Below are 13,355 nucleotides of genomic sequence, written 5' to 3' on the forward strand. Positions count from 1 at the left end.
CTCAGAACGGCGGTGACTCGTTCTTCACGGCGTCCGGTTCTCTGTCCGGTGCCGCGCGGCCTCTCGGCGGCCCGGTGCGCGCGGGGTGGGTGACGTGCCGCCTGCCGGTCGGGCTCGTCCAGTGCAGAACTCCGGCGGGCCGGTGCTCGACCTGCCAGGTGCTGGTGTGCCGGAGCCTGTGGTGGTGGCGGCAGAGGTGGGCGAGGTTGTCGGCGTCGGTGAGGCCGCCGTGCTGCCACTCGACGCCGTGGTCGACGTCGCTCGCGGAGGCCGCGCGCGTGCAGCCGGGGAAGCGGCAGGTCTCGTCGCGGTGCAGCAGGTAGCGCCGCAGATCGGCGGGCACCCGGTACGAGGTGCGTCCCACGGAGAGCACCGCGCCGGTCTCCGGATGGGTGAGGATCCGCGTGAAGGAGGGCGCATCGGCCGCGAGCCGGCGCGCGGTCTCGGGGTCGATCGGCCCGTAGCCCTCGAGGGTGCCGGGCTCGTCGGAGCGGCCCAGGAGCGTGAGGACGGGGACGGTGACCGCGACCCGCGGACGGATCCCGACCGGAACGGCGGTTCCCGTCGCTCGTCGCTCCGCGCCGGCGGTCTCGCCGTCGATGAGGAGCGCTGCCCCGACGTCGGCCCGCAGCTGCCCGATCGTCCGCTTCTCGCCGGGCAGCTCGCGCAGGGAGCGCGCTACGCGGTCGATGCGGTCGAAGGCGCCGTGCGCCTCGGGGGCGGGGAGGTGCAGGAGCAGGGTGGCCATGCCGTCGCTGTCGCCGTCGAGCCAGACGCCACGCCGCGCGGCGCAGCGGCGGTGGCGCTCGGTCGTCGACTCGGGATGCAGTCGCTCCCGCAGAGTCCGGAGGCGACGCTGCAGCTGCGGGGGAGTGCGGTCGGCCGCGACCACGGCGGCCTCCTCATCGAGGCGCCCGCGCACCTCGGGCGGCAGCTCGGCGGCGGCGCGGAGGATCACCCGCGCGTGCTCGGGCGAGATCCGACCCTCACGGAGTGCGGCGAGGGTGAGCGGGAGCTCGTTGACGAGCAGCCGGCTCTCCTCGATCAGCCCGGAGACGTGCGCTTCCGACATCCGCAGCGCGGTGGCGAGTTCTGCGACGAGCGCCCGCTGCGCCGCCTCCCGCCGTTCCACGCGGTTGCGCACCAGCGGATCGACGAGCACCTCGTACGAGGCCGCCGCCGCGAGCCGGGCGCGCTCGACCAGCTCGGCACGCTGCGCCTCCGCTCGCGCCCGGAGCGGATCGACGGCGCACACCGCCTCGACCGCGGAGGCGAGCGCAGCATCTGCGCCCCTGCGCCCCTCGCGGGGTCGCTCCCCGTCCTCGTTCTGAACCATACGAGAATGGTTCCAGAGACCACCGACGCGCGGTCGCCTCCTCCGACGGATCGTCGGAGAACTCGCCGAAGTCGTCCCTGTGGAGGAGTGCCCACCCGCTCCTCGCTCTGCCGAGGCGACCTAGGGAGTCACGGCCTCAGAGCACGAACGTCCTGTCACACCCGCCGCGGCACCGTGAACACCGTCTCGACGCCCGGGGAGTACAGCACCGAGTCCGGCGCCCGCGTCGCCAGCCCCGGGAAGCCCGCGACCTCGAGCAGCCCGTCGTCGAGCGCGAGCAGCTCCGCGCGCTGCAGCGGCCACGGCCGATGCAAGTTGCGGCCGTACCAGGTCGAGCCCAGGTGGCGCTCGTGGTAAGCCCAGCGCGAGGTGAGGAAGCCGGCGATCGGATCCTCGGACGCGTCGGTGCCCGGGGTCGGCCGCACCACGATCCGCGAGCGGGCGGCGGGGTCGCTGATCCGCTCGGTCGTGTAGATGACCGCTCCGTGGCGGTGCTCGATCCCCATCCGCGCCCAGCGGTACGGCAGGCCGAAGACGGCCTGTGCCGTGAGCACGGGCAGCAGGTGCGACGCCTCGAGCGAGACGAAGACGACTCCGCGGCGCCCGTGCCGGTCGATCGAGTACAGCCGCACGTTCACCTCGGGGAAGGTCCCCAGCCACGGCACGCGCGGCCCGCCGAGGAACGCCGTCCGCGACAGCCGGAACGGGATGAGGCCCACCCAGGAGGCGCCGTCGTGCTCGTCCGGACGCACGCCGGGCGGCAGGTGCGGCGCGACCAGCGCCGGGTCGACGCGCCAGTGCAGGAAGGCCGCCTCGGTCCAGCGCTGGCGGAGGATGCGCGGCCCGCCGAGCGCGGGCGCGGAACGGGTCACGGATTCGACGGAGGTCACGCCGCCATCGTGCTCCCCGCTGCTGCGAACCGGCCTGTGCAGAGCAGTATCGGCGCGCCCCGCGGCAACCGCGGCGCGATTCACCGCCCGGAGCCGGCTCCCGCGAGCTCCACCAGCGCCGCGACCGCGACGCGCACCGGCGCGGACGACGCCACCGACCCGCGCACCACGGCGTGGATCGACCGCAGCGGGCGCGGCCGCACCAGCGGCACCGCCACGAGCCCCGCCGGGAGCGGCTGCGCAGCGAGCGCCGGCAGCACGGTCAGCCCCATCCCCGCCGCCACGAAGGCGACCGCCGTCACGTGGTCGTTCGCCTGCACGTGGAAGCGCGGCGTGAAGCCCGCCGCCGCGCAGGCGTCGACGAGGGTCCGGCGGCACCAGCCGGTCGGCAGGTCGTTGTCGATCCAGCGGTCGCCCGCGATCTCCGCCAGCTCGATCTCGGCGCGCTCGGCGAGCGGATGCGACCGGTCCAGGACGGCGAGGTACGGGTCGTCGATCAGGTGGTGGGCCGTGAAGCCGGGGGAGTCGGCCGTCCGGCCCGGCTCGGCGACCAGCAGCTGGACGTCGGGCCGCTCGGCCGGGTCCTCCGCCACCTCCTCGCCCAGGCGCAGATCGAGCGCCAGCTGCGGGAACCCGGCGATCAGCCGCCGCGCCACCTCGGGCATCCAGGCGCTGCCGACGGAGGCGAAGTAGGTCATCGAGAGCCGGCCGGCCCGGCCCGCGCGCAGGTCGGCGACGACCGCCTCCGCCTCGCCGAGCCGCTCCAGCACCCGGTCGGCCTGCTCGGCGAGGGTGCGGCCCGCGGCGGTCGGCCGGACGCCGCGGCCGACCCGCTCGAGCAGGGTCAGCCCGGTCTCGCGCTGCAGGGCGGCGAGGTGCTGGCTGATCGCCGACGGCGTGTAGCCGAGCGATGCTGCGGCGCCGACGATCGAGCCGGCCGCGACGACGGCGCGGAGGACCCGGAGGCGCTGGACGTCGAGCATGCGCCGACCCTAGCGAGGATGAAGCCGCACTGCACGATCCGGTAGAACCGTGGACTGGTGCTGATGCCCGCCGTCCCGCCACGATGAGTCCATGACCAGCACCGCACCCTCCAGCACCACCGCCGCTCCGAGCCGCCGCGACGCGGCGCTGCTCTGGTCGGCGATCGCGGTGACGGTGCTGCTCTGGGCGTCGGCCTTCGTCGGCATCCGCTTCGCCGCGGACGACTTCGGCCCGGGCGCCCTCACCCTCGGCCGCATCCTGGTCGGCTCGATCGCGCTGACGGTGGTGCGCGTCGTGATCACGGCACGCCGGGGCCCCGAGCGGCCGGAGCGCAGCCGGGTGCCGCGCGGCCGGATCCTCCTGCTCGTGCTCGTCTGGGGTGTCGCCTGGTTCGGCGTCTACAACCTCGCGCTCAACGCGGCCGAGCGGCACGTCGACGCCGGCACCGCGGCGCTCCTGGTCAACATCGCGCCGATGATCACCGCGGTCCTCGCGGGCCTCCTCCTCGGCGAGGGCTTCCCGCGGCGCCTGCTCGGCGGCATGGCGGTGGCGCTCGCCGGAGTCGCGGTCATCGCCTTCTCGACCTCCTCGGGGCAGTTCGACGTGATCGGCGTCGTCCTCGGCCTCGCCGCCGCGGTCCTCTACGGCGGTGCCGCGACGCTGCAGAAGCGCCTGCTCGGGCACGTCGACGCGATGACGATGACCTGGATCGGCTGCCTCGCCGCGACCGTCGCCTGCCTGCCGTTCGCGCCGGACCTGGTCGCCTCGCTCCAGGCCGCACCCGCCTCCTCGATCGCCGCCGTCGTCTACCTGGGCGTCTTCCCGACGGCCGTCGCCTTCACCACCTGGGGCTACGTCCTCTCGCGCTCCAGCGCCGGCCGCACGGCCGCCACCACCTACGCGGTCCCGGCCGTCGTGGTGCTGCTGTCCTGGCTCCTGCTCGCCGAGACGCCGCCGGCCGCCGCGCTGATCGGCGGCGCGATCGCGCTGGGCGGAGTCGCGGTCGCCACGCTCCGGCGGCGGCCCGCCGGAGTCTGAGGGAGCGCTCACTCCCCGGCGATATGCTGGGGCCACGTTCGTCCAGTCGGCGCCGAGCGCCGGTCACGGTGCGCGCCCGTTACGGTGAGGATCCCCCGATGACCGAGGCCCTGCAGCCGCCCCAGAACGCCCTCTCGCTCACGCCGCCCGAGCCCGTCGCCGCGGTCGCGACCACGTCGGCGCCGTCGATCGCGCCGAAGGTTCCCGAGCAGGCGCTGCCCGGCCTCGAGGCGAAGGTCGACGGCTATCTCGCGTCGCTGATGTCGGCCGAGGCCCGCAGCCCCGAGTTCGCGGCGAAGGCCAACGACATCCGCACGATGGGCGACGCCGACATCCGCTCGGCCGCCGACTCCTCGAACCGCCTGCTGAAGACGCCCGTGCGGGCGCTGCAGGAGGGCGGGCTCTCCGAGGGCTCGACCATCGGCAAGACGCTGCTGGAGCTGCGCCGCACGGTCGAGGACCTCGACCCCTCCGAGGACAACATCCAGAAGAAGATCCTCGGCTTCATCCCCTTCGGCAACAAGATCACCGACTACTTCCGCCGCTACGAGAGCGCGCAGTCGCACCTCAACGCGATCATCCAGGCGCTCTACGACGGCCAGGACGAGCTGCGGAAGGACAACGCGGCGCTCAACCTGGAGAAGCAGAACCTCTGGGACACGATGACGCGCCTCAACGAGTACATCTACGTCGCGGAGCGCCTCGACGTGAAGCTGTCGGCGAAGATCGCCGAGCTCGACGCGACCGACCCGGACCGCGCCCGGGCGCTGCGCGAGGACGTCCTCTTCTACGCGCGGCAGAAGCACCAGGACCTGCTGACCCAGCTGGCCGTCTCGATCCAGGGCTACCTCGCGATCGACGTCGTGATCAAGAACAACGTCGAGCTGATCAAGGGCGTCGACCGCGCGACCACGACGACCGTGTCGGCGCTGCGCACGGCGGTCATCGTCGCGCAGGCGCTCGCCAACCAGCGCCTGGTGCTCGACCAGATCACCGCGCTCAACACCACGACCTCGAACATGATCGAGGCCACCTCGCGGATGCTCGCCGAGCAGTCCGCGAGCATCCAGTCGCAGGCGGCGTCGGCCACGGTCGGGCTGCCGCAGCTGCAGGCCGCGTTCGCGAACATCTACCAGACCATGGACTCGATCTCGGACTTCAAGATCAAGGCGCTCGACAGCATGGCGCAGACCGTCGGGGTGCTGCAGGTCGAGACCGCGAAGGCCGGCGAGTACGTCGAGCGGGCCCGGCGCAGCAACTCCGACATCGACGCGGCCTCCTCGCTCGATCTCGGCCGCTAGCCGATGGGCTGGCTCTCCCGCCTGTTCGGCGGCACCGACCCGGTGCCGGAGGAGACCGCGCCCGCACTCCCGCGCGTGCCGTCCAGCGACGACATCCTCGCGGCGCTCGACCGGGTCGCGGCGGAGACCGCGGGCAAGGTCCCGGCGATCGTCGCGGCCCGCATCCGCCGGGTCGACGAGACCGTGCGCGAGATGGTGCCGCGCCTGGACCGCCTCGGCGGGATGAGCCGGCAGGGCCACACCGTCGTCGCCACCGCCACCAGCTACCTGCCCGAGGCGGTCGAGGGCTACCTGCGCCTGCCGCGCGACTTCGCCGACCGCCGCGCCGTCTACAAGGGGAAGACCTCGCTGATGATCCTCTGCGACCAGCTCGACCTGCTCGGGGGCACCCTCGACCGGATCTCCGACGCCGTCTCGCGGCAGGACGCCTCGGCGCTGATCGCGCACGGGCAGTTCCTCGCCGAGAAGTTCACGGAGTCGTCGCTGTCGAGCGGACTGGACGCGCCGCCCGCATCGTCCACGCCCACCACTCCGGGCTCGCTGACCCCGCCGAGCGCCTCGTGAGCACGCTCGCGGCGTCGCTCGACGCGCTCGTCCTGGTCGGATCCGCGGCCGGACTCGACGCTGCCGCCGTGCGCGCCGAGGGCGCTCGCCTCGCGGCCGCGGTCGCGGAGTCGATCACCGGGGCCGGCCAGGACTGGCTCGCCGAGACCGGGACGACCGGCGGTCTCGAGGCGTTCTTCACTGCCGCGTCGAGCGCGCGGCGCTGGCGCAGCTCGCCGACCGACCTGCTCGCCGGGCTGGTCGCGGCCCGGTCGGAGCAGGCCGGTGCGTACGCGCGGGCGCTGACCGAGGTCGTGTCCGCGGCGAGCGCGCTGGGGGAGCCGGGGATCGGCGGGATCGCGGCGGCGTCGGCGACGGCGGCGGCGCAGCTGGGGGCGGTGCAGGCTCCTTCGACGTCGGCGCCTGCCGCTCGGCGCGATCTTCCCGCCGGCGTTCCCGGTGTCGACGAGATCCTCGCGCGGCTGCGGCGGACCGAGCACGACGGGCCGCAGGACGAGCCGGGACCGGTCGCCGCCGCGCCGCCCGCCTCTCCCGCGCCGGAAGCCGAGCCCGAGCCGCTCGAGCCGCCTGAGGCGATCGAGGACCTGCTCGCCGAGCTCGACGCGCTGATCGGCCTCGACCGGGTGAAGGGCGAGATCAAGCGGCAGACCCAGCTGCTCCGGATCGACACCCTGCGCCAGGCCGCGGGTCTCACCACGCCGACGCTCACCCGGCACCTCGTCTTCACCGGCAACCCGGGCACCGGCAAGACCACGGTCGCCCGCCTCGTCTCGCGGATCTACCGCTCGCTCGGCATCCTCTCGAAGGGCGTGCTCGTCGAGGTCGACCGCTCGGAGCTGGTGGCCGGCTACCTCGGCCAGACCTCGATGAAGACGGCCGAGGTGATCGCCTCGGCCCGCGGCGGCGTGCTCTTCATCGACGAGGCCTACGCGCTCGCGCTCGACCAGTACGGCGCGGAGGCGGTGACCACCCTGGTCAAGGACATGGAGGACCACCGCGGCGACCTGGTCGTCATCGTGGCGGGCTACTCCGGGCCGATGCAGGGCTTCCTCGACACCAATCCCGGCCTCGCGAGCCGCTTCTCCACCACCATCGACTTCGCCGACTACAGCGACGAGGAGCTGTCCGCGATCTTCGCGCGCCTCGCCGCGGCCGCCGATTTCACGCCGACGGAGGAGGCGGTCGCCGCCTTCGCCGACGTCGCCGCCGCTCAGGAGCGCACCGAGGCGTTCGGCAACGGGCGCTGGGTGCGCAACGTGCTCGACGCGGCCATCGCCCGGCACGCCTGGCGCCTGCGCGACACCGAGGAGCCGACGCTCGACGAGCTGCGGACCCTGGAGGCGGAGGACGTCGTGGAGGCGGAGCTGCCGGAGGCGGAGTCCGAGACCGACGCATCGACCGAGGAGATCGCATGAGCACCGCCACCGCCGCCCCTCCGGCGCAGGCCGCACCGCCGCCGCCCGCCCCCGCGCCGGGCGCTCCCGCCGCCAAGCGCCCGACGCTCCTCGCCCGCGCGACCTCGACCACCCCGCGCGCCCTCCGCCTGATGCTGGTGCTGACGGCGCTCGCGGCCGTGCTGTTCGGCGTCTTCGCGCAGCAGGCCGCGTCCCTCCAGGCGCGCGCCGCGGAGGAGGCGCGCCAGCAGGCGGCGCAGCTCGTCGGTGTGCAGGACGTGCGGAACCTCCTCGTCGACGCCAACGCGATCGCCGCGAACACGTTCCTCGTCGGCGGTCTCGAGCCCGCGGAGCAGCGCACGACCTACGTCGGCAACCTCGCCGAAGCGTCCTCCCGGCTCACGGAGCTGGCGTCGACCCAGTCCGAGGACGCGGAGACCCTCGCCACGATCGCGACCAAGCTGACCACCTACAGCGGACTGATCGAGCAGGCCCGCGCCAACAACCGGCAGGGCTTCCCCGTCGGCTCGGCCTACCTCGACCAGGCCTCAGCGCAGCTCACCGACCCCGACGAGGGGATCCTCACGGACCTCAACGGGCTCGTCACCCGCGGGGCTGACCGCGTCGCCGCGTCCTACGACACGGTGCGCTTCAGCGTGCTCCTGCTGATCGGCTCGCTGGCGATGCTGGTCCTGCTGATCGGCGCGCAGATCTGGCTCGCCCGCCGGACCCACCGCTACCTCAACCGCCCGCTGGCCACCGCCACCGCCCTGCTGCTGCTGGTCGGGATCGGCGGCGCGGTCGTGCTCGGCTCGATCGGCGGGCGCGCGGCGGCAGTGCGGGCCGACCCCTACCAGGCGACGCTCGTCGTCTCTCAGGCGCTCACCGCGGCGAGCGACGCCAAGTCGCTGGAGAGCTTCACGCTGATCAAGCGCGGCTCGGGAGCGGCCCTCGAGGCGGAGTTCCAGGCGGCGGCGACCGACGCCCGCGACCGGCTGCAGGGCGGGGTCGAGGCGGGCGTCGTCGACGGGGCGCTGGTGACCGAGCTGAACGCGTGGCTGGACCTGCACGCGGCGATCCGCGCCGAGGACGACGGCGGGAACTGGGACCGGGCGGTCCTGCTCGCCACCTCGACCGAGCCCGACTCCGCCAACGTCGCGTTCGACGCCTTCGCCGACGACGCCCGCGCCGCGATCCTCGCCGACGCGACGACGACCCGGACCGAGCTCGACGAGGGGAGCGCGATCTCCTCGATCGCCTCCTGGATCCTGCTCGCTGCCGGCCTGGTGGGCGCCCTGCTCGCCTGGCGCGGCGTCGCGCAGCGACTGGAGGAGTACCGATGACCCGCCTCAGCACCCTGCGCACGGGCGCCGTCGCGCTCCTGCTCGGCACCGTGCTCGCCGTCTCCGGCTGCACCAGCGGCGCGAGCGACCTCGGAACGATCACCGAGGCGACGACCACGCCGACCCCCACGGCGTCCGCGCCGTCGACCGCCGCTCCGGCCACTGCGGAGTGCTCGCCCTCGGCGGTCACCTCCTACGCGCCCACCGGCGTCACCGACAGCCCCCGCCTCGCGCAGATCCGGGACGACGGGAAGCTCCGCGTCGGCGTCTCGGCCGACACCCTGCTGATGAGCTCGCGCAACCCGCTGACCGGCGCGATCGAGGGCTTCGACATCGACATCGCCCGCGAGATCGCCGGCGCGATCCTCGGCGACCCGACCGCGATCGAGTTCGTGGTGATCACCTCGGCGCAGCGCCTGCCCGCCCTCAGCGGCGACGCCGCGACCCCGCAGGTCGACCTGGTCGCCCGCACGCTGACGATGACCTGCGACCGCTGGGACAGCATCGCGTTCTCCTCCGAGTACTACGCCGCGGGGCTGAAGGTACTCGTCTCGAAGAGCAACGAGGCCGACGGCATCGACAAGCTCGCCGGCGCGAGGGTCTGCGCGCCGCGGAGCACCACCACGCTCAGCCGGCTCGAGAGCGACTACCCGGACGTGGAGGCGGTCGCCGCCGACACGCACACCCAGTGCCTCGCGGAGTTCCAGGAGGGCTCCGTCGATGCGATCGCCGGCGACGACACGATCCTCGCGGGCTTCGTCGCACAGGACCCGTACGCCAAGGTGATCGGCGACCCGCTCAGCGATGAGCCCTACGGCCTCGGGATGCCGGCCGGCGACACCGACTACGTGCGCTTCGTCAACGCGGCGCTCGAGAGCATCCGCGCCGACGGCCGCTGGCAGAGCATCTACGACCGCTGGCTCGGCGATCTCGGCACGGCGACGCCGCCCACCGCCGTGTACGGGCGCTGATGGCGGCCGGGACGAGCGCCCCGGGCGTCTCAGGGGCGGGGGTCTCGGAGGGGACGCCCGTCGCTCCGGGGCGCCTGGGCGAGGCGATCCCGCAGCGCGCGCTCTTCGACTACCTCGCGCAGCTCGGCCGCTGGCTGGAGCGGACGACCCGCGAGCTCTCGCAGCTCGACGCCGCCGCGCTCGCCTCGCCGCAGGCCGACAGCTACACCGCCGACGTCGTCCTCGCGCAGTCGCTGCGCGAGTCGGTCACCCGGCGCCTGGCCGAGCTCGAGCTCGTCTGGGACTCCGGCCGCGTGGACACCGTGGCCCGCGAGCGGATGTCGCAGCTGATCTGGGGGCGGCTGGACTCCTCCGGCTCGGGCGGGAGTGCCGCCGTCTCGCTGGTCGAGGCCGTCCGGCTCTGCGACGCCGTCATCGGCCAGCTGAAGTCGCGCCTCGAGCTCGACCCGAGCGGCACCGACGTCGCCGGCCGGATCGTCGGGGTGCGCGCCGAGATCGAGCGCTGCCGCGACCTCACCCGCGATTCGCGCGGCACCGTCGACCAGGCCGCCGCCCAGCGCGTCGCCGTGCTCCGCTCGCGACTGGACGCCCTCGCCGAGAAGGCCGGCCGCGGCGCCGACGTCTCCGGCCCGCTCGGTCAGCTCGAGAGCGACTCCGCCCGGCTCGAGCGCGACCTGATCATCGCCGCCTCCGAGCGCCGCGGTCTCGAGCACGACCGGGTCCGCGCCCGCGAGCTGGCCGCCGCCGCGGAGCTGCGCGAGGCGCCGCTGCGCGAGCTCGTCGCCCGCTGCCGCCGCGAGATCGCGGATCCGCCCCGCCTCGCGGTGCCCGACGTCTCGCGCCTCGGCGAGCCGCCGAGCGGGCGGGAGGATCTCGACGCGCACCTCGCCCGCCTCACCGCCGTCGGCCGGGCGTTCGACGCTGTCGAGGCCGCGTACACCTCGCCGCGCGCGAGCGGGCGGCGCTCGGCTTCCGGCTGCGGGCCCTGCGCGAGCGCGCCGCCGCCAACGGCCGGGCCGCGTCGCCCGTCGGCGTCGCGGCCGAGGCCGAGGTGCGCGCCGCGCTCGACGCGGTGCCCTGCTCGGTGCCGCTCGCCCGCCATCTGGTCGAGCAGTACGACGTGGTCACCCGCGACCTGCCCACCGCCCCGTCTCCCTCGCTCCCTCGGAAGGCCCGCTCATGAACGGCGACCCCTGCACCTCCACCCCGGGCTGCACCGGCGTGATCGAGGACGGCTACTGCAACGTCTGCGGGCTGCCGGCGGAGGCGCCTGCGGCCGCGGTGTCGGCTCCCACCGCGCGGCGCTCCGCGCCCGGCGCCCCCGCGCCCGCCACCGCCTCCGCCGCCTTCGGCACCGGCTTCGCCGAGGGCGCGCCGAACGCGCAGGCCCCCGTCGGATCGAGCACCGAGGAGGCGGCCACCGCCCGCAGCGGCCGCACCTCCTCCGCCCGCCTGGCGACCGCCGCGCTCGGCTCGGCCCGCACGGCGCAGACCGGCTCGAAGACCACCCGCCGCGTCGGCACCACCTCGACCCGCCTGCGCGGACCGCGGCTCGGCGCCGGGCTGACGACCGTCCCCTCCCGCCCCGCTGCCGATCCGATGGCCGCGCTGATGAAGGAGGCGGTGCTCCCCGAGCGCAAGCGCTTCTGCTCCAACTGCGGCACCGCGGTCGGCCGCGGTCGCGACGGCAAGCCCGGCCGCACCGAGGGCTTCTGCCCCAACTGCCGCACGCCGTTCAGCTTCACGCCGCAGCTCGCGAAGGGCGACGTCGTCGGCGGGCAGTACGAGGTCGTCGGCTGCCTCGCCTACGGCGGGCTCGGCTGGATCTACCTCGCCCGCGACCGCAACGTCTCCGGCCGCTGGGTCGTGCTCAAGGGCCTGCTCAACTCGGGCGACCCGGACGCCTACGCAGCGGCGGTGACGGAGCGGCAGTACCTCGCCGAGGTCGAGCACCCGCTGATCGTCGAGATCTACAACTTCGTCCTGCACGAGGGCGCCGGCTACATCGTGATGGAGTACGTCGGCGGGCCCAGCCTCAAGCAGATCCTCCAGGAGCGCCGCGACGCGAACGGCGGCTCCGCGGACCCGCTGCCCGTCGATCAGGCGCTCGCCTTCGTGCTCGAGGTGATGCCCGCCTTCGCCTACCTGCACGACCACGGCCTGCTCTACTGCGACTTCAAGCCCGACAACATGATCCAGGTCGGCGACCAGGTCAAGCTGATCGACCTGGGCGGCGTGCGCCGGGCCGACGACGAGGAGTCGGCGATCTACGGCACGGTCGGCTACCAGGCGCCCGAGGTGCCCGAGCTCGGGCCGTCGATCGCCTCCGACGTCTACACGATCGGACGGACGATCGCCTCGCTCGTCCTCGACTTCCGCGGCAACCAGACCACCTACGTCGCGTCGCTGCCGCCGGTGTCCGAGACGCCGCTCTTCCAGAAGTACGACTCCTTCTACCGGCTGGTCGCGAAGGCCTGCGCGCCCGACCCGCAGGACCGGTTCGCCACCGTCGACGAGATGCGCGGGCAGCTGCTCGGCGTGCTGCGCGAGGTCGTCGCGACCGACCGCGGACCGGGTCACCCCGCGTTGCACTCGACCGAGTCGGCGCTGTTCGAGGCGCCCGTCGCCGACGTGGTCGACCGGCCGCTGCCCTGGGACGCGCTGCCCGGGCTCAAGACCGACGAGTCCGACCCGGCCCGCGCCTGGCTCGCGGGCGTCAACGTCGCCGACCCGATCGTCCGGCTGAGGGCCCTCGCGCTCGCGCCGACCGTCACCGTCGAGGTGCGGCTCGCCCGCGCCCGCGCGGCGATCGAGGCCGAGCGCTGGGAGGACGTCGCCCGGGCGACCGGCGAGATCCTCACCGAGGACCCGTGGGAGTGGCGCGCGGTCTGGATGAGCGGGCTGGCCCAGCTCGCTCGCCACGACGACATCGGCGCCCGCGCCTCGTTCAACACCGTCTACGGCCAGGTGCCGGGTGAGCTCGCGCCGAAGCTCGCGCTCGCCGCGGCCTGCGAGTCGAGCGGCGAGCCCGAGGTGGCGGAGTCGCTCTACGTGATCTGCGCCCGCGCCGACGCCAACTACACCGCGCCCGCCGCCTTCGGCCTGGCCCGGGTCCGGCAGCACCGGGCCGATCTGGACGGCGCGCTCGACGCGCTCGACATCGTCACGCCGACCCGCTCCTCCTACGTCGACGCCCGCCGCCGCCGGGCCGAGCTGCTGGCCGGCTCGGGGCGCGGACTGCCGGCGCTGTCCGCGGCGCTCGCCAGTGTCGACACCGTCGCGATCGACGCGCGCACCCGGCTCGAGCTGACGACGGGGGTGCTGGAGTCGGCGCTCGAGCTGGTCCAGCGCGACGGGCCCGCCGAGGGAGCGACCATCGGCGGGATCGACGCCACCGAGCCCGCCCTCCGCGACGGTCTCGAGACCTCCTACCGCTCGCTCGCGGCCGCCACCCGCGAGAAGCAGGAGCGCCTGCGCCTCGTCGACCGGGCGAACGCCGTGCGCCGCTGGACGCTGACGTGAGCGAGGCGAGCG

General features: G+C 74.5%; 12 protein-coding genes. 8 read left to right on the forward strand and 4 right to left on the reverse strand.

The features are described from left to right. Window position 1: 1 nt before the first annotated feature. The 3 genes from GTU73_RS04615 to GTU73_RS04625 form a co-directional block, all read right to left on the reverse strand. The gene (locus GTU73_RS04615) at window positions 2–1,336 is read right to left on the reverse strand and encodes an HNH endonuclease signature motif containing protein (protein WP_160087391.1); all 1,335 of its coding nucleotides are present in this window, start codon (window positions 1,334–1,336) and stop codon (window positions 2–4) included. A 155-nt stretch (window positions 1,337–1,491) separates the two neighbouring features. Further along, complete coding sequence (locus GTU73_RS04620) at window positions 1,492–2,226, reverse strand: DUF2071 domain-containing protein (RefSeq protein WP_208543738.1); 735 nt, start codon at window positions 2,224–2,226, stop codon at window positions 1,492–1,494. A gap of 80 nt (window positions 2,227–2,306) precedes the next feature. Further along, window positions 2,307–3,209 carry a LysR family transcriptional regulator gene (locus GTU73_RS04625; protein WP_160087393.1) on the reverse strand — a complete coding sequence of 301 codons (903 nt, stop codon included), beginning with the start codon at window positions 3,207–3,209 and terminating at the stop codon, window positions 2,307–2,309. A 91-nt stretch (window positions 3,210–3,300) separates the two neighbouring features. On the opposite strand from GTU73_RS04625, the gene GTU73_RS04630 reads away from it, so the two are divergent. From GTU73_RS04630 to GTU73_RS04655, 6 genes are all read left to right on the forward strand, one after another. Then, a complete protein-coding gene (locus tag GTU73_RS04630) occupies window positions 3,301–4,248 on the forward strand; it encodes a DMT family transporter (RefSeq protein ID WP_160087395.1) in 948 nt (315 codons plus the stop codon). A 98-nt stretch (window positions 4,249–4,346) separates the two neighbouring features. Next, window positions 4,347–5,549, forward strand: a complete 1,203-nt coding sequence (locus tag GTU73_RS04635) for a toxic anion resistance protein (RefSeq protein WP_123444926.1) — start codon at window positions 4,347–4,349, stop codon at window positions 5,547–5,549. Between the two features lie 3 nt (window positions 5,550–5,552). Beyond that, window positions 5,553–6,113, forward strand: a complete 561-nt coding sequence (locus tag GTU73_RS19035) for a hypothetical protein (RefSeq protein ID WP_173250690.1) — start codon at window positions 5,553–5,555, stop codon at window positions 6,111–6,113. Next, window positions 6,110–7,528 (forward strand): AAA family ATPase, encoded by a 1,419-nt coding sequence (locus tag GTU73_RS04645; RefSeq protein ID WP_160087397.1) that lies wholly within the window; start codon window positions 6,110–6,112, stop codon window positions 7,526–7,528. The genes GTU73_RS19035 and GTU73_RS04645 overlap by 4 nt, the downstream gene beginning before the upstream one ends. Continuing rightward, complete coding sequence (locus GTU73_RS04650; protein WP_160087399.1) at window positions 7,525–8,850, forward strand: hypothetical protein; 1,326 nt, start codon at window positions 7,525–7,527, stop codon at window positions 8,848–8,850. The genes GTU73_RS04645 and GTU73_RS04650 overlap by 4 nt, the downstream gene beginning before the upstream one ends. After that, the gene (locus tag GTU73_RS04655; RefSeq protein ID WP_160087401.1) at window positions 8,847–9,821 is read left to right on the forward strand and encodes a glutamate ABC transporter substrate-binding protein; all 975 of its coding nucleotides are present in this window, start codon (window positions 8,847–8,849) and stop codon (window positions 9,819–9,821) included. The genes GTU73_RS04650 and GTU73_RS04655 overlap by 4 nt, the downstream gene beginning before the upstream one ends. Window positions 9,822–9,850: 29 nt before the next feature. On the opposite strand, the gene GTU73_RS19240 is transcribed toward GTU73_RS04655, so the two are convergent. After that, window positions 9,851–10,705, reverse strand: a complete 855-nt coding sequence (locus tag GTU73_RS19240; RefSeq protein ID WP_244231772.1) for a hypothetical protein — start codon at window positions 10,703–10,705, stop codon at window positions 9,851–9,853. A 167-nt stretch (window positions 10,706–10,872) separates the two neighbouring features. Here GTU73_RS19240 and GTU73_RS19460 point away from each other — a divergent pair, with 167 nt between their 5' ends. Together GTU73_RS19460 and GTU73_RS04665 are read left to right on the forward strand one after the other, a co-directional pair. Next, on the forward strand, window positions 10,873–11,004 hold the full coding sequence (locus tag GTU73_RS19460; RefSeq protein ID WP_279630804.1) for a hypothetical protein: 132 nt from the start codon (window positions 10,873–10,875) through the stop codon (window positions 11,002–11,004). Next, entirely contained in the window at window positions 11,001–13,343 is a 2,343-nt protein-coding gene (locus GTU73_RS04665; protein ID WP_160087403.1) for a serine/threonine-protein kinase, read from the forward strand. Before GTU73_RS19460 ends, GTU73_RS04665 begins: the two co-directional genes overlap by 4 nt. The last annotated feature ends 12 nt before the right edge of the window (window positions 13,344–13,355 follow it).

The sequence above is a fragment of the Rathayibacter sp. VKM Ac-2804 genome (genome assembly GCF_009866655.1).
In the GTDB taxonomy this organism is placed as follows: domain Bacteria; phylum Actinomycetota; class Actinomycetes; order Actinomycetales; family Microbacteriaceae; genus Rathayibacter.